The sequence below is a fragment of the Lentzea sp. NPDC020367 genome, assembly GCF_044387305.1.
Lineage (GTDB): Bacteria > Actinomycetota > Actinomycetes > Mycobacteriales > Pseudonocardiaceae > Lentzea.
In genome coordinates, this window is the sequence record NZ_JBIRVV010000036.1 from 1 (window position 1) to 17,844 (window position 17,844).

Here is a 17,844-nt window from a genome sequence, read left to right on the forward strand (position 1 = left end):
TTGACATCCCTTCCTGGCTGCAGCAAGAGCTATGGCACGACTCGTGACGAAGCCACCCCACCCAGACCGCACGGTAAGGACGGCTCGCCTTCGGCATCGCGAGCCGCGGGTGTTAGAGGCGGACTGCGCCCCCCGTCGTGGCGGAGTGCTTTGCGGCCTCGATTACCTCTAGGCCCGCCACTGCGTCTTGTGGTGATACGGGGGCTATGCCTGCTGCTACTGAGGCGTAGAAGTTCTGGTAGGCGCCTGGCTCGGTTTGGTAGGGCTCGTTGGCCAGCGTTCCCCAGGCTTCCTCTGGTTCTTCGCCCCAACCTGGGCCCGCTGGGGTGTCGCCTGCCTTCAGGCGGTCTTCCTGGGGGTCCATGCCGTATTTGACGTAGGCGGCGTCGTGGCCCAGTACGCGGAATCTTGGGCCCAGGTCTGCTGCCAGCGCGCTCATCCAGAGGTGGGAGCGGACGCCTCCCTCGTGGGTCAGGGAGAGGAAGACGTCGTCGTCTGCCTTGGCGCCTGGGCGGACGGTTTTGATTTCCGCGTAGACCGTCGTTGGGCGGCCGAAGAGGGCCACTGACTGGTCTACGAGGTGGGTGCCCAGGTCGAAGAGGATGCTGCCCAGGTCTGCTGGGTCGCCTGATTCCTTCCACGAGGACTTGATCTCTGGGCGGTAGCGCTCGAAGCGGGACTCGAACTTGTGGACCGCGCCCAGGGTGTTTGTTTTGAGGAGTTTCTGGACTGTCAGGAAGTCGCCGTCCCAGCGGCGGTTGTGGAACGGGGAGAGCATCAGGCCCTTGGAGTAGGCGATTGAGGCCAGGGCTCTTGCTTCTGCCGCTGAGCCTGCGAAGGGCTTGTCGACCACCACGTTGAGGCCGTGTTCCAGGACCTGGCGGGCGTGGGTCGCGTGGAAGCGGTTCGGGGTGGTGATGACTACGAGGTCGAAGTTGCCTGACCAGACTTCGTCCAGAGAGGACAGCAGGCTGGCCGACGGGTAGCGGGCCGCTACCTCTGCTTGGCGGCTCGGGTTGGAGGTGACGACGGCGGAGAGTTCCAGGCCTTCCGTTGCCTCGATGAACGGGGCGTGGAAGGCCGCCCCACCTAGTCCGTAGCCGACCAGAGCTGTGCGCATGACGATCAGCCTAAGCGTTCCCACCAGATGGACGGGGTGTCGCAAGTCTGGACGGACCCCTACCTTCGGTCACCATGACCGTGCTGCTCGTGAGCCGACGCCACGTTGACTACGTGCGCGTCACCAGCATGGCCTGTCGCAGCTCCCGTTGATCTGAGCCCACTCTTCAACGAACGTTCTGGAGCACAGCCATGTCCTGGTCCTTTGAGACGACGCAGATCCACGCGGGCGCCGCGCCCGATCCGGCCACTGGCGCTCGTGCCACGCCGATCTACCAGACCACCTCCTACGTGTTCAGGGACACGCAGCACGGGGCGGACTTGTTCGCTCTTGCTGAGCCCGGGAACATCTACACGCGCATCAACAACCCCACGCAGGACGTGCTGGAGCAGCGCGTTGCCGCCCTTGAGGGTGGTGTCGCGGCCGTTGCCTTCGCCTCTGGTCAGGCGGCTGAGACCGCTGCGATCCTGAACCTCGCCCGGGCCGGGGACCACCTGGTCTCCAGTGCGTCGTTGTACGGCGGGACGTACAACCTGTTCCACTACACGTTGCCGAAGCTCGGCATCGAAGTGTCGTTTGTGGACGACCCGGACGATCTTGACGCCTGGCAGGCGGCCGTGCGGCCGAACACCAAGTTGTTCTTCGCCGAGTCGCTGGCCAACCCGCGCAGTCACGTGCTCGACATCGAGGGTGTCGCCGGGGTCGCGCACGCCAACGACGTGCCGTTGTTCGTCGACAACACGGTGCCCACGCCGTACCTGCTCAGGCCGTTGGACCACGGCGCTGACATCGTGATCCACTCCGCGACCAAGTACCTCGGTGGTCATGGCACGGCCATCGCCGGTGTCGTGGTCGATGGCGGGAAGTTCGAGTACGGCGCGGAGAAGTTCCCCGACTTCCACGAGCCCGACCCCAGCTACAACGGGCTGCAGTACTGGCCGGTGCTCGGGCACGGGGCGTTCGCGGCGAAGTTGCGGGTGCAGGGGCTGCGGGACACGGGAGCGGCCATCGCGCCGTTGACCAGCTTCCTGGTGATTCAGGGCATTGAGACGTTGTCGCTGCGCATCGAGCGGCACGTCGAGAACGCGCAAGCGCTTGCCGAGTGGCTGGAAGGGCGGGACGAGGTCGAGAAGGTCCACTACGCGGGCCTGGCGTCGTCGCCGTTCCACGCTGCCGCGCAGAAGTACCTGCCCAAGGGTGCGGGTGCGGTCGTGAGTTTCGAGCTGAGGGGCGGGGTGCAGGCCGGGCGGGCGTTCGTCGACGGGACGAGCCTGTTCAGCCAGTTGGTGAACATCGGGGACGTGCGGTCGTTGATCGTGCACCCGGCGTCGACCACGCACAGTCAGTTGACGCCTGAGGAGCAGCTCGTCACGGGTGTCACGCCCGGGCTGGTGCGGTTGTCGGTCGGGCTGGAAGGGCTGGAGGACCTCAAGGCGGACCTCGAGGCGGGCTTCACCGCGGCGAAGTCCGAGTTGTAGTGAGCGGCTGGCGCTTCGGTGACCCCAACGGCCGGCGGAAGTGGTTCAGCCACGCCGCGCCGTTCGCGGGACTGCCGGGTTTCCAGCTCGCGTACGAGACGTGGGGGACCTTGAACGCCGAGGCCTCCAACGCGGTGCTCGTGCTCCACGCCCTCACCGGTGACAGCCATGTCGCCGGGGGCGTGGAGCCGGGTCACCCCACGCCGGGCTGGTGGGACTCCCTGGTGGGGAAGGGAAAGCCGCTCGACGCGTTCTTCGTCGTCGCGCCGAACGTGCTGGGAGGCTGCCAGGGCAGTACCGGGCCCTGGCAGTACCCCGGATTTCCCGACATCACCATTCGCGACCAGGTTGCGGCCGAGGTGCACCTCGCGGACTACCTCGGCATCGGGCAGTGGGCCGCGGTGCTCGGCGGGTCGATGGGTGGCATGCGGGCGGTTGAGTGGGCGGTCAGTGCCCCTGATCGGGTGAAGTCCTTGCTGTTGCTGGCCACGACGGCGCAGGCTTCGGCCGAGCAGATCGCACTGGCGTCCGCTCAACTGCACGCGATCAAAGCCGATCCCCTGGAGGGACTGGGGGTCGCGCGGCGGATCGCGCACATCAGCTATCGCAGTGAGCAGGAGCTCCAGGCCCGGTTCGGGCGGGAGAAGCAGGAGGACGGGCGGTTCGAGGTCGAGTCCTATTTGGACCACCACGCGGCGAAGCTCACCAGGCGGTTCGACGCGGACAGCTACGTGACCCTGACCGATGCGATGAACTCGCACGACGTCGGACGTGGGCGGGGTGGCGTTCGAGCCGCGCTGGCCAAGATCACGGCACGCACGATCGTGGCTGGGGTGGACTCGGATCGGCTGTATCCGTTGGCGCAGCAGAGGGAACTGGCTACCGGCATTCCTGGAGCCGACGAGCTGAGGGTGATCAGTTCGCCGTACGGGCACGACGCGTTCCTGATCGAGAGCGAGCAGGTCGGCGCGCTTGTCACGGAACTGGTGCCCGTGCGTTCAGGTACTCGTTGAGCCGTGCGGAGGCGGCGAGCATCGCCAGGCCCTGCCTGGTGAGGCGGCGGCGCCAGTCGGCCAGGGCGGCACCCAGCGTGTCGGTGCCGCCTGCCGTGCGGATCTGGTCGACCACCAAAGCGATGCGCGCCAACGGATAGCCGCCGCGCCGCAGCAGGTGCGCCAGCTCGGCGTCGCGGACGTCCTCGGCCCGGAACACGCGATAGCCGGTGGATTCACGTGACGGGACGAGGATTCCGGCCTCCTCCCACGCCCGCAGCGTCGCCGGGGTCACGTCGAGGCGCCGGGCCAGCTCGCCGATCGTGCGGGGTTCCAGGACCGGTTCGAAGTCGGTCAGGTCCTGCACCGCCCGGCTGACCGAATCGAGGGTCTGGCGGTCGCGCAGCAGCTGCTCGTGGCCGCGGTCGATCCTGAGCAGCACGTCGTCCAGCGAGTCGGTGTGCAGCGCGTTCATGATCTGGCCGGCAGCCGAGTGTCCGAAGGCCGGGATCAGGGCGATGAACGTGCGCAGCGCGGCGGCGTGGACCTCGGTGTAGACGCGGTAGCCGGACGGGGTGCGCGCGGCGGGCGGGAGGAACCCGGACTCCTCGTAGTTGCGCACCGCCTGGGTCGAGAGGCCGTGTTCGCGGGCGAGGTCAGCTGGACGCACGGTTGAGACTTTAGCGGCAAAGGCCGAGAAGAATTGGGCCAAAGTCTCAACGGAGCTTTCAATGTTACGGTTGAGCCACATGAGCCAGGACATTCGCGAGTTCATCAGCCCCTTCACCGAGCTCCTGGGGTTCGGCGAGCCGACGCACCTCGAACACGCCTACACGTGGATCCGCAACGAGCTGTTCGAACAGCTCGCGGGCCTGGGCTTCCGCTCGATCGCCCTGGAGACCTGCCGGATCAGGGGCCTGAGCGTGAACGACTACGTGCACGGCGGGCCCGGTGACCTCGACACGATCATGAAGGAGGGCTTCTCCCACACGTTCGGGGAGAACTGGCCGGCCAACCGCGAGCTCGTGCAGTGGATGCGCGAGTACAACGCGGACAAAGCACCCGAGGAACGGCTGTCGTTCCACGGCTTCGACTTCCAGACCGAGACGACCAGCGCGCCCAGCCCGCGTCCCTACCTCGAACACGCCCGCGACTACCTGGGCGAGGACGTCGACCTCACGATCGACGACGAGAAGTGGAGCCGCGACGAGGCGGTGCTGGACCTGACCCAGTCGCCGGGACAGTCCGAAGAGGCGGTCAGGCTGCGTGAGATCGGCACCGGGATGCTCATGCGGCTGCACGAGCGAAGGTCCACTGACGAGGCGTGGGCGCGCGCGGAGACGTATCTGACGGCCGGGCTGAGCCTGCTCCAGTACCACCGGGAGTGCGCGGAGCCGAACCCGTTGGGCGTGCGCCTCAACCGGCTGTGCCAGATGCGGGACGGCGTGATGGCGCGGAACCTGCTGGAGATCCGGCGTGCCGAAGCCGCGAACGGTCCGACGTTCGTGTTCGCTCACAACGCCCACCTGCAGCGCACCAACTCCTCGATGGAGATGGCCGGTGAACGGATCGAGTGGTTCTCGGCGGGTGCGCTCGTGGCGCCGATCCTCGGTGACCAGTACACGGTCATCGGCGGCACGCTCGGCCGCAACGACTCGTTCGGACTGGGTGAACCGGACAAAGCAACCCTCGAAGGCCAGTTGCAGAGCCGGTTCACGACCTGGGGGATCACGAAGGACAAGCCGGCGGGTCCGTCCCGCACCGACACGAGGCTGGAGATGGGCTACTTCCCGCTCGACCAGCACCTCATGGACGGTGTGGACGCTCTGCTGCACATCAAGGTTGGTCGTCCAGTGACGCGGTGATCCACGGCGCGACGGGCAGTTCGCGCGTCTCGCACTCGATCGCCAGCTTCAGGGTCCACCGCAGGGCTTGTAAGACCACGGTCGCGAGCTCCTGCGGCTGGCCGTTGGCCAGGGCGATCTCGATCTGCTCCGAGGCCGCGTCCTGGTCGCCGTGCACCTCGGCCAGCAACGCGCGGATCGCGGTGCGGACGGGCGGGTCGGCGTCGTCGATCTGGACCTCGTTGCCCTCCTCGTCGAAGACCTGCATCTTGACCGGAGTGGCGCCGCCGGAACCGAGCGCGCTGACCATGCTGCTGCACTCGGCGAACAGCAGGAGCACCAGCTCACGGATCTCCTCGTTGCCCTCGGGAGACCCGCTGAGGTACCCGGTCACGAGGTCCACCGCCACAGCGTCTTCCCCGGCCCTGGCCGCGGCCAGCGCCTCACCGGCGACGGCCGTCAGCCGTGACCAGCGATCTGGATCCTGTGGTGGTCTCACAGGTACTGCCTACCGCGCGGTGTCACGCATTCGCAATGCCCCATCTTGATCAGAGTGCTACCGGGGTATGTCACTCCGCAGGTCAATGTGGGGATCAACGCATCCACCTAGCATCGGGTGGTGTTCCGCACGCCGTACCGAACCGTCTTAGGTCCCGATCGCACCCGAGTGCTCGCCAAGCTGCTCGGGCGGTGGCGCGTTCCGGTGCACGCCGCACTGATCATCTACGCTGTCGTGTGGGCGATCGTCGCCAGTGCCGGTTACGTGCGCCAGGCGGACTCGGACGGCTGGTGGGTCGTCGTCTTCCTGGTGACGGTCGGGCCGTACGTGCTGCTGATCTGGTCGCCGCTCTACGCCTGGCGGCTGGCGGTGCCCGGCTTCTACCTCGTCAGCCTCCTGTGGGCCGGTGAGGGCGCCGGGGCCTTCCAGTACTGGACGGCGGTGCCGCTGTTCGTCGCGGTCGCGGCGTTCTACTCGCGCGGGATCGTCATCGCGGCCACGGTGATCACCGGCGCGCTCATCATCGCCTCCGAGCCACAGGCCGCGGACATGGCGCTCTTCGTGCCCATCGTCGGTACGGCGGTCTACCTGTTCGGTGCGCGCGGCAGAGCGGAACGCGAACTCGAGGAAGAACGCGATGCCAAGGCGGCTTTGGAGGAACGCGCCCGCATCGCACGCGAGATGCACGACGTCGTGGCGCATCACATGTCGTTGGTGGTGGTCCGGTGCGAGACCGCGCCCTACCGCCTCAAAGGACTGAACGAGGACGCGGTGAAGGAGTTCGCCGAGGTCGGTGAGGCGGCGCGGGAGGCCATCACCGACATGCAACGGCTGCTGGGCGTGCTGCGGTCGAACGGGCAGGAGCTGGAACGCGAGCCGCAACCGGGCATCAGCCGCATCCCCGAGCTCGTGCGGCCGGGCGACGAGGCTGAGATCGACGTGGACGACGTGCCGGAGGCGGTCGGCCTGACCGCGTACCGGGTCGTGCAGGAGGCGCTCACGAACGCCACCAGGCACGCGCCCGGCTCGAGGGCGTCCGTCCACGTGCACAAGGAGGACGGCCGGCTCGACGTGCTGGTGACCAACACCGCGGGGGGACCGTCGACGGGCGGTGGCAGTGGGCAGGGGCTGGTGGGCATGCGGGAACGTGTCGCCGTGCACGGTGGCACGCTGACCGTGAAGTCGACCGAGGACGGCGGGTTCATGGTCCGGGCGAGGATTCCGTTGGGGGACAAGTGATCAGGGTGGTCGTGGTCGACGACCAGGAGATGGTCCGCGAGGGCTTCTCCGCGCTGCTCGACGCGCAGGACGACATCGAGGTGATCGGCGCGGCGGGCAACGGTGTGCAGGGCGTCGCGTTGGCGCGGACGGTCAGACCGGACGTCGTGCTGATGGACATCCGCATGCCCGAGATGGACGGTCTGACGGCCACGAGGTTGTTGCTGGACGGGTCGCAGGAGCTGAAAGTGCTGGTGCTGACCACGTTCGACCTCGACGACTACGTCTACGAGGCGTTGCAGGCCGGGGCGAGCGGGTTCCTGCTCAAGCACGCGCCGGCCCGTGAGCTGCTCAACGCCGTCCGCGTGGTGGCCGCGGGGGAAGCGCTGCTGGCGCCGTCGATCACCAAGCGGTTGATCGAGGACTTCGTGCGGTCACGGCGTTCCGACCGCGTCCGGCCCGCGCAGCTGGGGGTGCTGACCGAACGCGAGACCGAGATCCTCGTGCTGGTCGCGCAGGGCCTGTCGAACACCGAGATCGCCGCGCATCTGGTGCTGGCCGAGCAGACCGTCAAGACGCACGTGAGTCGCGTGCTCACCAAACTGGGTCTCCGCGACCGCGCCCAGGCCGTCATCGCGGCGTACGAGAGCGGACTCGTGATACCGGGGTAGCAACGGAAAAGCGGCACGTCAGCGTGACGATTCGAGGGTCGTGGTCTTCCTAGTTTCGGTTCATGCGCCGAGCCGTCCTGTTCCTCCTGCTGATCGCCCTCCCGTCGGTCGCGCCGTCGATCGCCCAGTGGCGCACCGACGTCGCCCGCCGGGTCGCGATCGTCGGTGACCTGAGCACCGCACGCGACGTCGTGATCGTCGTGCCGGGGTCCGACGTGGACGTCGACAGGTTCGACCGCACGGTCGGGCGGATGGCGGCCAATCTGTACGCGCAGGCCCACCGCAGCGACCTCGCGGTGATCGCCTGGCTCGGGTACCGGACGCCGCAGGGGCTCGGGGTGGATGCGGTGACCGGTTCGCTGGCGCGTCAGGGAGCTGTGGCGCTCGTCGACTTCGTGCGGGCGTTGCAGACCAACGCGCGCATCCACGTCTACGGCCACAGCTACGGCTCGGTCGTCGTCGGACTCGCGGCGCACTCGTTGAACGTGGACGACATCGTGTTCACCGGAAGTCCTGGTGTGCGGGCGAAATCCGTGGCAGAGCTGGGGACGCGCGCGAAGGTGTGGGCGGTGCGGTCGAGTGGCGACTGGATGCGGTTCGTGCCGAACGCCCGGCTGTTCGACCTCGGGCACGGAACGGATCCGGCTTCGGACGGCTTCGGTGCGACCGTGCTGCGGTTCGAGGGCGGCAAACACGACACCTACTACGAACCGGGCAGCGAGACGCTGGGCGCGCTCGTCCGGATCGCTTCGGGGGAGAAGCTGTGAGGAATCCGTTCATCGACGCCGTGCGGGCACTGGCCGTCGTCGCGGTCGTGCTCGGCCACTGGCTGGTGACTTCGCTGGTGGACACGCCCACCGGCATGTACATCGACAGTCCGTTGAAGCACTTGTCCTCGCTCACCCCGGTTTCCTGGGTGCTGCAGGCACTCGGCCTGTTCTTCTTCGTGGGTGGTTACGCCGCCGCGCACTCGAAGACGTCGTTTCTCGTCCGGCTGAAGCAGCTCGCCGTGCCGACGTTGCTGATGCTCGGCTGCTGGGCCGCTGTTCTCTTCGGACTGGTGCTGCGCGGCGTCGACCAGGGCACGGCCTGGAACATCGGGTTCCTGGTCACGACGCCGCTGTGGTTCCTCGGCATCTACCTGGTGCTGCTGGCGTTGAAACCGTTGGTGCGCAGGCTGGACGAGTACTCGTGGGGTGTGCTCGTGCCGGTCCTGCTGGTGCTGGTGGTGCCTTACGCGGTGTGGTGGGCGGCCTGGCAGCTCGGCTATTCGTTGGCGCGCAGGAGGATTCCCGGTCCGCCGCTGCTGGTGCTCGGCGTCGTCGGCTATGCGTTGCTGACGACGTTCGGCGGCTATCCGTTGTCGGCGGTGGGAATTCCCGGCGAGGCCGTCTCGAACCTGAACCCGCCGAACTACGCGACGCTCGCCCTGGCGTTCGCGCAGATCGGCCTGGTGCTCACGATCGCGCCGCTGCTGACCAGGCTCGGCACGACGAAACCCGTGGCGTGGCTGAACAAGCGCGCGTTGGGGATCTTCCTCGCGCACCAGAGCGCGCTGATCACCGTGACGCTGACGCTCAGCGCGTGGGGGCCGTTGCCGGGGCTCCAGCAGCCACCAGATCATCCTGGCTGGGTGTGGCAGCGGTTGCTGTGGCTGCCGGTGTGCGCGGCCGTGACCTGGGGATGGCTCCGAGCACTGCGAGGCCGATCGCCACGGCGTGCAGCACCACCACCGGCTGAGCCGGATCCAGTGCCAGCATCGGCGGAACGCACGCCAGCGCGGTGAGCAGCCACGGCAGGCGGGTGTCGCAGCTGCCGGTGCGGGCCGTGTGGATCAGGTACCAGCCGAGCAGCAGGTGGATGAGGTTCTGCAGCGGGTCCACCGGCAGCAGCACCAGCATCCCGTCGCCGAGGAACCCGCTCACCACGAACCCGAGCACGCCGAGCGTCCCGAACGACACGCCCATCGCCGTCGCGAGCCGGGTGCGGTGCGACTCGTGCTGGAGCTGCGGCAGCCGGACCAGGCGCCGCTCGAACCGGTGGAACAGCAGGATGAGCGGCACCAGACCCAGCACCAGCCAGATCGGCGCCTGCGTCAGCCCGAGCAACCCGACCAGCGCGCCGACCCCGGCCAGGTACGCGAGGTACACCGTCATCGGTGCGCGGCGGGCGAAGTCCACGACGTGCCACGACCGGCCGTCGAGCCACGAGGTGACCCGGTCGCGCGCGAGCAGCGCCAGGCACACCTGCGCCACGCCGAGCACCATCATCGAGCGCGGGTAGTCGCTGAAGAACACCAGGGCGGGCACCGTGACGGCGCCCAGCGCGGCCAGCGTCCGGCGGGACAGGTTCGTCAGCGTGCCGTCCGCGTAGAAGAAACCGATCTGCTGCATCAGCAACGCGCCGACGATCAGGTTCGCGTACCCGCCGGTCTTCCAGTCCATCGACGTGCGCGCGACCTCCACGGTGAGCGTCACGAGCATGAGCACGAACGGCGCGGTGCGGCGGAAGTGCTGGTGCAGCCACGCGGCGGCCGGCGTCGCGGCCACGGCGAGCAGGTAGACCCCGACGAACCACAGCGGATGCGTGATCAGCCGGCTGTACGCGTCGACCTCGACGTCCATCAGGTTCAGCGCGGCGAACAGCACCACCCACAGCAACACGAACGCGAGCACCGGCCGCAGCAGCCACGACGTCCGGCTCGACACCCAGCAGCCGAAACCGCCCTGGTGCGCCTGCCAGCTGCGCAGGTTCGCGTGCCCGCCCGCGAAGAAGAACAACGGCACCGCCTGCAACGCCCACAGCCACGACGTGCCGGACCCTCTGAGGTGCGCGAGCGTCGCCACGGTCTCGCCGAGCACGAGCAACGCCAGGCTGAAGAGCCGCAGGAACGTCGCGTACCGGTCCTGCTCGGCGTGCTTGAGCACCAGGGGCAACGAGTTGGCGGCAGGATCCTCACGTCGCCGGCCGTGCAGCCGCGCGAGCAGCAGGAACACCACGACCGCACTGCCGAACGCCCACGCCACCACGGGTTCGTGGCCCGGCGGCCCCCACCGCTGCCGCCACGAGTTGAACTTCAGCCCCAGCGCGTAGGTCTCGGCCACCACGTGACAGGTCTGCTCGGCGCCGCGCGGGTTCAGCCGGCACTGCGCGTGCAGGTCGGTCGTGAGCCTGTCATCCAGCGCCTTGCGCGCGCCCTGCCCGAGCGGATCGCCCTTGTGCTCGGCATAGCGCAACAGGTCGTAGCCGAGGTCGTGCGCCCGGCACCCGGTGCTGAAGTCCCACTCCGTGTCACCGGCCGGCCCCGAGCACCCGCCGCCCGCGTCGACGACCCGCAGCGTCCCGTCCGGCGCCGTCACGGTCTTGGGATCGCGTCCCATCTCGCGCGCGAAGTCGCTCGGCAGGTTGACGTACGGATCGTGCGTCGCCGACGGCGACACGAACGCGTCGACGGCGTTGGCCGCGGCGATCACGTCGGCGCTCGGCGCAACCCCGTTGTCGCCGGTCGCCGGACGTGAGGCGATCACCCCGCAGACGAACACCGCGAGCGTGATCACCGTGAACCGGAACCAGGCCGGAAGTCGGAGGAGGAGTTTGCGCGCGCCCATTGTCGCGCCAGGTTACGGATAGGTCTCGGCTGATCGCCAGTCCGCCAGGTCAGGAACGTACGACGGCGGGCGTGAGCGAGGCGAGCGCCATCCGGGACAGCAGCGTGGCCATCTGGTCGCGGTCGAGGTGAGCGCTGTGCGGCGTCGAGTTGATGAGCCCGAACACGGCGTGCGCGGCGGCACGGGCGGTCGGTTCGTCGAAATCGGGAACGGTGCGGCGGATCGTCTCGACCCACACCTCGACGTACCGGCGTTGTAAGGCACGCACGCGCCGGCGGTCCGGATCCGTGAGGTTCGCGAGATTGCGCATCTGCACGGTGATGAGCGCCGGGTCGTCCAGCGCGAAGTCGACGTGCCAGCCGATGAGGTCCCGCAACGCCTCGTCGGCGTTCGACGCGGCGTCCACCCGTGACTGGCCGCCGTCGAGCAGCCGTTCGGAGATCGACGTCAGCATCTCGCCGAGCATCGCGTCCTTGCTGCGGAAGTGCCGGTAGAGCGCCGGGCCGGAGATGCCCACGGCCGCACCGATGTCGTCGATGCCCACGCCGTGGAAGCCGTGACGCGCGAAGAGTTCGGCCGCGGCGTTGAGGATCTGGTCCCGACGTGAGGGTTTCTCGACCACGGAAGGAGGTTAGCAGCCGTTTACCTTGTCGTCCGATGGGTGGAATTCGCGCAGGTACAAGCCCTGAATGTTGACTATTGACGAATACTTCACACAGGCCTTACCCGTGAGTAACCATTGACGTGCAATGCATCACACCCCTGCGGCCCCTTCGGGAGTCTTCGATGCGTCCTGCTCACTTCATCGCCTCAGTGGTCACCGCCGCCGCGGCGGTCATTGCTCTCGCCAACCCTGCGAGCGCAGCCCCGATCAACTACGTCGCGCTGGGCGATTCCTACGCCTCCGGGCTCGGGACCGGCAGTTATGACGGTGCCAGCGGCAGCTGCAAGCGCGGTCCGCTCGCGTATCCGGCACTCTGGGCGGCCGCGACAGCGCCCGCGACGTTCAAGTCCGTTGCCTGTTCCGGTGCGCGAACAGGTGACGTCATCACCCAGGCCAACAACCTCACGGCGGCCACGAACCTGGTCACAGTGCAGGTCGGCGGCAACGACGCCGGTTTCACCGACGTCATCACCACGTGCACCTTCGGCTCGGACCAGGACTGCACCAACCGGGTGAACCAGGCCAAGACCTATGCCGCGAACACGCTTCCCGGCCTGCTCACCAACGTCTACAACACGATCAAGTCGAAGTCCCCGTCGGCGCGTGTGGTCGTGCTCGGCTACCCGCGCATCTACAAGGTGCCTGGCTCCTGCAACGTCGGCCTGAGCGACACCAAGCGGGCCGCGATCAACTCCGGTTCCGACGCGCTGCACGCCACCATCGGCGCGCGGGCGGCGGCGGCCGGGTTCAGCTACGTCGACGTGCGCGGGGCGTTCACCGGGCACGAGATCTGCTCGTCGAGCTGGTGGCTCAACAGCCTGAGCTGGCCGGTCGAGGAGTCGTACCACCCGAACCGGGCAGGACATCAGAGCGGCTACCTGCCCGCTCTGCGGTCGGTCATCGGCTAGGGTTTTCCGGAACGTGAGAGTGCCTGAAAGGCCGCTTGACCTGCGTTCGGGTCACTCTCAAGGCGTTCCTGTGGACCGCTAGGTGAGCGGGCGTTAACATGGCCTTGTTAACGCCCGCTAACCTGAGGTCTGGGGAGCATGGACGCACCTGTCCTGCGCAGCGCAGCCGAGCCGTCGGACCGCTACGCCAAGGAGCACACCGCGCTCGTCGACGAGCTGCGCGGCAAGCTCGCCACCGCCGCGCTCGGCGGTCCGGAGAAGGCACGTCAGCGGCACGTCGACCGCGGCAAGCTGCTGCCGCGCGAGCGCGTGGACACGCTGGTCGACCCCGGTTCGCCGTTCCTGGAGCTGTCGCCGCTGGCCGCCAACGGCATGTACGGCGACGAGGCACCGGCCGCGGGCATCATCACCGGCGTCGGGCGGGTCTCCGGCCGTGAGTGCGTGATCGTCGCGAACGACGCCACGGTCAAGGGCGGCACCTACTACCCGATCACGGTCAAGAAGCACCTGCGCGCGCAGGAAGTGGCGCTGCAGAACAACCTTCCGTGCGTCTACCTCGTCGACTCCGGCGGCGCGTTCCTGCCGAAGCAGGACGACGTGTTCCCGGACCGCGAGCACTTCGGCCGGATCTTCTACAACCAGGCCACGATGTCGGCGCGCGGGATTCCGCAGATCGCCGCCGTGCTCGGGTCGTGCACCGCCGGTGGCGCGTACGTGCCGGCGATGAGCGACGAAGCGATCATCGTCAGGAACCAGGGCACGATCTTCCTCGGCGGCCCGCCGCTGGTGAAGGCCGCGACCGGTGAAGTCGTTTCAGCTGAGGACCTCGGCGGCGGCGACCTGCACTCGCGGACCTCCGGCGTCACCGACCACCTGGCGGAGAACGACGCCCACGCGCTGCGGATGGTCCGGTCGATCATCTCGACGCTCGGCCCGCGCGCGCAGCGTCCGTGGGACGTCGCGCCCGTCGAGGCGCCGGTGGTCACGGACGATCTTTACGGCGTGGTGCCAACGGATTCCCGGACGCCCTACGACGTGCGCGAGGTGATCGCGCGGATCGTCGACGGCTCGAAGTTCCAGGAGTTCAAGAAGGAGTACGGGCAGACGCTCGTCACCGGCTTCGCGCGCATCCACGGCCACCCGGTCGGGATCATCGCGAACAACGGCATCCTGTTCGGCGAGTCGGCCGTCAAGGGCGCGCACTTCATCCAGTTGTGCGACAAGCGGTCCATCCCGCTGGTCTTCCTGCAGAACATCACCGGCTTCATGGTCGGCCGCGAGTACGAGGCGGGCGGCATCGCCAAGCACGGCGCCAAGATGGTGACGGCGGTGGCCTGCGCGCGCGTCCCGAAGTTCACCGTGATCATCGGCGGCAGCTTCGGCGCCGGCAACTACTCGATGTGCGGCCGGGCGTACTCGCCGCGCTTCCTGTGGATGTGGCCCAACGCCCGCATCTCGGTGATGGGCGGCGAGCAGGCGGCCTCGGTTCTCGCGACGGTGCGGCGCGACCAGCTCGGTGACGAGTGGTCCGCGGAGGACGAGGAGGCGTTCAAGGCGCCGATCCGCCAGCAGTACGAGGACCAGGGCAACCCGTACTACTCGACCGCGCGGCTCTGGGACGACGGCGTGATCGACCCGCGTGACACCCGCACGGTGCTGGGACTTGCCTTGTCCAGTGCGGCGAACGCCCCCATCGACGATGTTTCCTACGGCGTCTTCCGGATGTGATCATGTTCGACAGCGTTCTGGTGGCGAACCGCGGGGAGATCGCGGTCAGGGTGATCCGCGCGTTGCGGTCGCTCGGGATTCGTTCCGTCGCCGTGTACTCCGACGCGGACGCCGAGGCGTTGCACGTCAGGCTGGCCGACGAGGCCGTGCGGATCGGGCCCGCCGCGGCCCGTGAGAGCTACCTGTCCATCGAGAAGATCGTTCAGGCCGCCGTTTCCACTGGCGCACAAGCGATCCACCCCGGTTACGGGTTCCTCGCCGAGAACACGGCGTTCGCGGCGGCCTGTGACGCGGCGGGGATCGTGTTCGTCGGGCCGCCCGCGTCGGCGATCGACGCGATGGGCGACAAGATCCGCGCGAAGCTGACGGTGTCGGCGGCGGGCGTTCCCGTCGTGCCGGGCCGCACTCGCGCGGGCATGTCCGACGACGAGATCGTCGAAGCGGCACTGGAGATCGGTTTTCCGGTGCTGCTCAAGCCTTCCGCGGGCGGCGGCGGCAAGGGCATGCGGCTGGTGCACGAGGAATCGGCGCTGCGCGAGGCGATCGAGTCGGCCCGGCGGGAGGCACGCGGGTCGTTCGGTGATGACACGCTGCTGATCGAGCGGTTCATCACGAACCCGCGCCACATCGAGATCCAGGTCCTCGGCGACGCGCACGGCAACGTGATCCACCTCGGCGAGCGCGAGTGCAGCCTCCAGCGGCGGCACCAGAAGATCATCGAGGAGGCGCCGTCGCCGTTCCTCACCGCCGAGATGCGCGAGGCCATGGGTTCCGCCGCGGTCGACGCCGCGAAGTCCGTCGGGTACGTCGGCGCGGGCACCGTCGAGTTCATCGTGGACGGTGCCTCTGGCGACTACTTCTTCATGGAGATGAACACCCGGCTGCAGGTCGAGCACCCGGTGACCGAGATGGTCACGGGCGTCGACCTCGTCGAGTGGCAGCTCCGCGTCGCGTCCGGCGAGGTGCTGGACGTCCCCGTCGAACTGAACGGCCACTCGGTCGAGGCGCGCGTCTACGCCGAGGACCCGTCGCGCGGCTTCCTGCCGACCGGCGGCCGCGTGCTGGCGCTGAGCGAACCGGCCGACGTCCGCGTGGATTCCGGTCTGTACGAAGGACTTGTCGTCGGCTCGGACTACGACCCGATGCTCGCCAAGGTCATCGCGCACGGCCGCACCCGCGAGGAAGCGCTCAGGCGTCTCGACCACGCGCTCGGCAAGATGGTGCTGCTCGGCGTCACGACGAACATCCCGTTCCTGCGGGCACTTCTGCGTGATCCCGATGTGCGCGCGGGTGCCCTGGACACCGGTCTCGTCGAACGGAAGCTGGACGAGCTGACCTCCGCCGAGATCCCGGACGAGGTCTACGTGGCGGCCGGCCTGGAGCGTTCGCTGCAGCCGCACGGCGAGGACCCGTGGGACCAGCTGGGCGGCTGGCGCGTCGGTGAGCACGCCTGGACGACCTGGCGGATCAACGACGTCGACGTGCGTGTGCGTGGCGAGGAAGTCGTTGTGGGCGCTGGAGAACCGGTCCGCGCCCGGGCCCGCCGCGAAGGCGCCGACCTGCTCGTCGGCTCGCGCCGCTACTCGATGGCCCGCGACGGAGACGTGCTGTGGCTGGGCCACGACGGCGCCTCCTGGGCGTTGGTCGAGGCCGAGTTCCTGGTCGGAGCCGCCGACGGTGCCGCGGCCTCCGGCGGCCCGGTGAAGTCGCCGATGCCCGGCACCGTGCTGGTGGTTCGAGCCCGGCAGGGCGAGGAAGTGACCGCCGGTCAAGCGTTGTTCGTGGTCGAGGCCATGAAGATGGAGCACACCGTGACCGCACCGGTCGACGGCGTGCTGGCGGAAGTGAACGTGCAAGCAGGCCAGCAGGTCTCACTGGACCAGGTACTGGCCCTCGTCGTCTCTCACGAGGAGTGACAGCAATGTTGGACTTCAGGCTCCCGAGCGAGTACGAGGACCTGCGCAAGACCGTCGAGGAGTTCGCGCGCGACGAGGTGGCCCCGGTCATCGGCGACTACTACGAGCGTTGCGAGTTCCCGTACCCGATCGTCGCGAAGATGGGGCAGATGGGCTTGCTGGGCCTGCCGTTCCCCGAGGAGCACGGCGGCATGGGCGGCGACTACTTCGCCCTGTGCATCACGCTCGAAGAACTCGCGCGCGTCGACTCGTCGGTCGCGATCACGGTGGAGGCGGCGACCTCGCTGGGCGCCATGCCCATCTACCGCTTCGGCACCGACGAGCAGAAGGCCGAGTGGCTGCCTTCGCTGACGTCCGGTGAGAAGCTCGGCGCGTTCGGCCTCACCGAACCGGGCTCCGGCTCCGACGCGGGTGCTTTGGCCACCACCGCACGCCTCGACGGCGACGAGTGGGTCATCAACGGCACCAAGGCGTTCATCACGAACTCCGGCACGGACATCACCGGCCTGGTGACGGTCGCCGCGGTCACGGGCACCCAGCCCGACGGCCGCAAAGAGATCTCCTCGATCATCGTCCCGTCCGGCACCCCGGGCTTCACGGTGTCGAAGAAGTACTCGAAGGTCGGCTGGAGCGCCTCGGACACCCGCGAACTGTCCTTCCAGGACTGCCGCGTGCCCGCCGCAAACCTGCTCGGCACCCGAGGCCGCGGTTTCGCCCAGTTCCTGCGCACGCTGGACGAGGGCCGCGTCGCGATCGCCGCGCTGTCGGTCGGCCTCGCCCAGGGCTGCGTGGACGAGTCGGTCCGCTACGCCCACGAGCGCGAGGCGTTCGGCGCGAAGATCGGCACGTACCAGGCGATCCAGTTCAAGATCGCCGAGATGGAGGCCCGCGTCCACACCGCACGGCTGGCCTACTACGAGGCCGCGTCCCGGATGCTGCGCGGCGAGCCGTTCAAGAAGCAGGCGGCCATCGCGAAGCTGGTGTCGTCCGAGGCGGCGATGGACAACGCCCGCGACGCCACGCAGATCTTCGGCGGCTACGGCTTCATGAACGAGTACCCGGTCGGCCGGTTCTACCGCGACGCGAAGATCCTGGAGATCGGCGAGGGCACCTCCGAGGTGCAGAAGATGCTGATCGCCCGCGAGCTCGGTCTCTAGTCCATTCCGGCTGAATAACTCCAAAGCACCAGTTCCAAACG

The 17,844-nt window shown here is 68.3% G+C and carries 15 protein-coding genes and 1 pseudogene; 11 read left to right on the forward strand and 5 right to left on the reverse strand.

Features of this window, described 5'->3' with window-relative positions:
* Positions 1-112: 112 nt before the first annotated feature.
* Positions 113-1,120 carry a Gfo/Idh/MocA family oxidoreductase gene (locus tag ACH413_RS48020; RefSeq protein WP_360043573.1) on the reverse strand — a complete coding sequence of 336 codons (1,008 nt, stop codon included), beginning with the start codon at positions 1,118-1,120 and terminating at the stop codon, positions 113-115.
* Between the two features lie 191 nt (positions 1,121-1,311).
* Between ACH413_RS48020 and ACH413_RS48025 the strand changes: the two genes are divergently transcribed.
* Both ACH413_RS48025 and ACH413_RS48030 read left to right on the forward strand, forming a co-directional pair.
* Positions 1,312-2,598 (forward strand): bifunctional o-acetylhomoserine/o-acetylserine sulfhydrylase, encoded by a 1,287-nt coding sequence (locus ACH413_RS48025; protein WP_360043576.1) that lies wholly within the window; start codon positions 1,312-1,314, stop codon positions 2,596-2,598.
* Entirely contained in the window at positions 2,598-3,611 is a 1,014-nt protein-coding gene (locus ACH413_RS48030) for a homoserine O-acetyltransferase (RefSeq protein ID WP_360043579.1), read from the forward strand. The genes ACH413_RS48025 and ACH413_RS48030 overlap by 1 nt, the downstream gene beginning before the upstream one ends.
* Here ACH413_RS48030 and ACH413_RS48035 read toward each other — a convergent pair.
* The gene (locus ACH413_RS48035; protein WP_360043582.1) at positions 3,574-4,260 is read right to left on the reverse strand and encodes a TioE family transcriptional regulator; all 687 of its coding nucleotides are present in this window, start codon (positions 4,258-4,260) and stop codon (positions 3,574-3,576) included. The two genes, ACH413_RS48030 and ACH413_RS48035, sit on opposite strands and share 38 nt — an antisense overlap.
* A 79-nt stretch (positions 4,261-4,339) precedes the next feature.
* On the opposite strand from ACH413_RS48035, the gene ACH413_RS48040 reads away from it, so the two are divergent.
* The gene (locus tag ACH413_RS48040) at positions 4,340-5,455 is read left to right on the forward strand and encodes an erythromycin esterase family protein (protein ID WP_360043585.1); all 1,116 of its coding nucleotides are present in this window, start codon (positions 4,340-4,342) and stop codon (positions 5,453-5,455) included.
* Here the strand turns inward: ACH413_RS48040 and ACH413_RS48045 are convergent.
* Complete coding sequence (locus ACH413_RS48045; RefSeq protein WP_093592223.1) at positions 5,427-5,933, reverse strand: hypothetical protein; 507 nt, start codon at positions 5,931-5,933, stop codon at positions 5,427-5,429. The two genes, ACH413_RS48040 and ACH413_RS48045, sit on opposite strands and share 29 nt — an antisense overlap.
* A 120-nt stretch (positions 5,934-6,053) precedes the next feature.
* Here ACH413_RS48045 and ACH413_RS48050 point away from each other — a divergent pair, with 120 nt between their 5' ends.
* The 4 genes from ACH413_RS48050 (at position 6,054) to ACH413_RS48065 (ending at position 9,608) form a co-directional block, all read left to right on the forward strand.
* A complete protein-coding gene (locus ACH413_RS48050; protein WP_360043588.1) occupies positions 6,054-7,172 on the forward strand; it encodes a histidine kinase in 1,119 nt (372 codons plus the stop codon).
* The gene (locus tag ACH413_RS48055; protein WP_360043591.1) at positions 7,169-7,822 is read left to right on the forward strand and encodes a response regulator transcription factor; all 654 of its coding nucleotides are present in this window, start codon (positions 7,169-7,171) and stop codon (positions 7,820-7,822) included. The genes ACH413_RS48050 and ACH413_RS48055 overlap by 4 nt, the downstream gene beginning before the upstream one ends.
* 62 nt (positions 7,823-7,884) lie before the next feature.
* Complete coding sequence (locus ACH413_RS48060) at positions 7,885-8,589, forward strand: alpha/beta hydrolase (RefSeq protein ID WP_360043593.1); 705 nt, start codon at positions 7,885-7,887, stop codon at positions 8,587-8,589.
* The gene (locus ACH413_RS48065; protein ID WP_360043596.1) at positions 8,586-9,608 is read left to right on the forward strand and encodes an acyltransferase family protein; all 1,023 of its coding nucleotides are present in this window, start codon (positions 8,586-8,588) and stop codon (positions 9,606-9,608) included. The genes ACH413_RS48060 and ACH413_RS48065 overlap by 4 nt, the downstream gene beginning before the upstream one ends.
* A gap of 1,360 nt (positions 9,609-10,968) precedes the next feature.
* On the opposite strand, the pseudogene ACH413_RS48070 reads toward ACH413_RS48065, so the two are convergent.
* Positions 10,969-11,430, reverse strand: a pseudogene (locus ACH413_RS48070) (hypothetical protein); the annotation flags it as partial.
* 49 nt (positions 11,431-11,479) lie between these two features.
* The gene (locus tag ACH413_RS48075) at positions 11,480-12,052 is read right to left on the reverse strand and encodes a TetR/AcrR family transcriptional regulator (protein WP_360043599.1); all 573 of its coding nucleotides are present in this window, start codon (positions 12,050-12,052) and stop codon (positions 11,480-11,482) included.
* Positions 12,053-12,216: 164 nt separating this feature from the next.
* Here ACH413_RS48075 and ACH413_RS48080 point away from each other — a divergent pair, with 164 nt between their 5' ends.
* From ACH413_RS48080 to ACH413_RS48095, 4 genes are all read left to right on the forward strand, one after another.
* On the forward strand, positions 12,217-13,002 hold the full coding sequence (locus ACH413_RS48080; RefSeq protein ID WP_360043602.1) for an SGNH/GDSL hydrolase family protein: 786 nt from the start codon (positions 12,217-12,219) through the stop codon (positions 13,000-13,002).
* Positions 13,003-13,140: 138 nt separating this feature from the next.
* Complete coding sequence (locus ACH413_RS48085; RefSeq protein WP_360043605.1) at positions 13,141-14,730, forward strand: carboxyl transferase domain-containing protein; 1,590 nt, start codon at positions 13,141-13,143, stop codon at positions 14,728-14,730.
* A 2-nt stretch (positions 14,731-14,732) separates the two neighbouring features.
* Entirely contained in the window at positions 14,733-16,646 is a 1,914-nt protein-coding gene (locus ACH413_RS48090) for an acetyl/propionyl/methylcrotonyl-CoA carboxylase subunit alpha (RefSeq protein WP_360043608.1), read from the forward strand.
* A 5-nt stretch (positions 16,647-16,651) separates the two neighbouring features.
* Complete coding sequence (locus ACH413_RS48095; protein WP_360043611.1) at positions 16,652-17,803, forward strand: acyl-CoA dehydrogenase family protein; 1,152 nt, start codon at positions 16,652-16,654, stop codon at positions 17,801-17,803.
* The last annotated feature ends 41 nt before the right edge of the window (positions 17,804-17,844 follow it).

Coding starts and splice junctions, on each gene's coding strand:
- ACH413_RS48020 (WP_360043573.1), bottom strand. CDS start 1,120: ATGCGCACAGCTCTGGTCGGCTACGGACTAGGTGGGGCGGCCTTCCAC.
- ACH413_RS48025 (WP_360043576.1), top strand. CDS start 1,312: ATGTCCTGGTCCTTTGAGACGACGCAGATCCACGCGGGCGCCGCGCCC.
- ACH413_RS48040 (WP_360043585.1), top strand. CDS start 4,340: ATGAGCCAGGACATTCGCGAGTTCATCAGCCCCTTCACCGAGCTCCTG.
- ACH413_RS48060 (WP_360043593.1), top strand. CDS start 7,885: ATGCGCCGAGCCGTCCTGTTCCTCCTGCTGATCGCCCTCCCGTCGGTC.
- ACH413_RS48080 (WP_360043602.1), top strand. CDS start 12,217: ATGCGTCCTGCTCACTTCATCGCCTCAGTGGTCACCGCCGCCGCGGCG.
- ACH413_RS48085 (WP_360043605.1), top strand. CDS start 13,141: ATGGACGCACCTGTCCTGCGCAGCGCAGCCGAGCCGTCGGACCGCTAC.
- ACH413_RS48090 (WP_360043608.1), top strand. CDS start 14,733: ATGTTCGACAGCGTTCTGGTGGCGAACCGCGGGGAGATCGCGGTCAGG.
- ACH413_RS48095 (WP_360043611.1), top strand. CDS start 16,652: ATGTTGGACTTCAGGCTCCCGAGCGAGTACGAGGACCTGCGCAAGACC.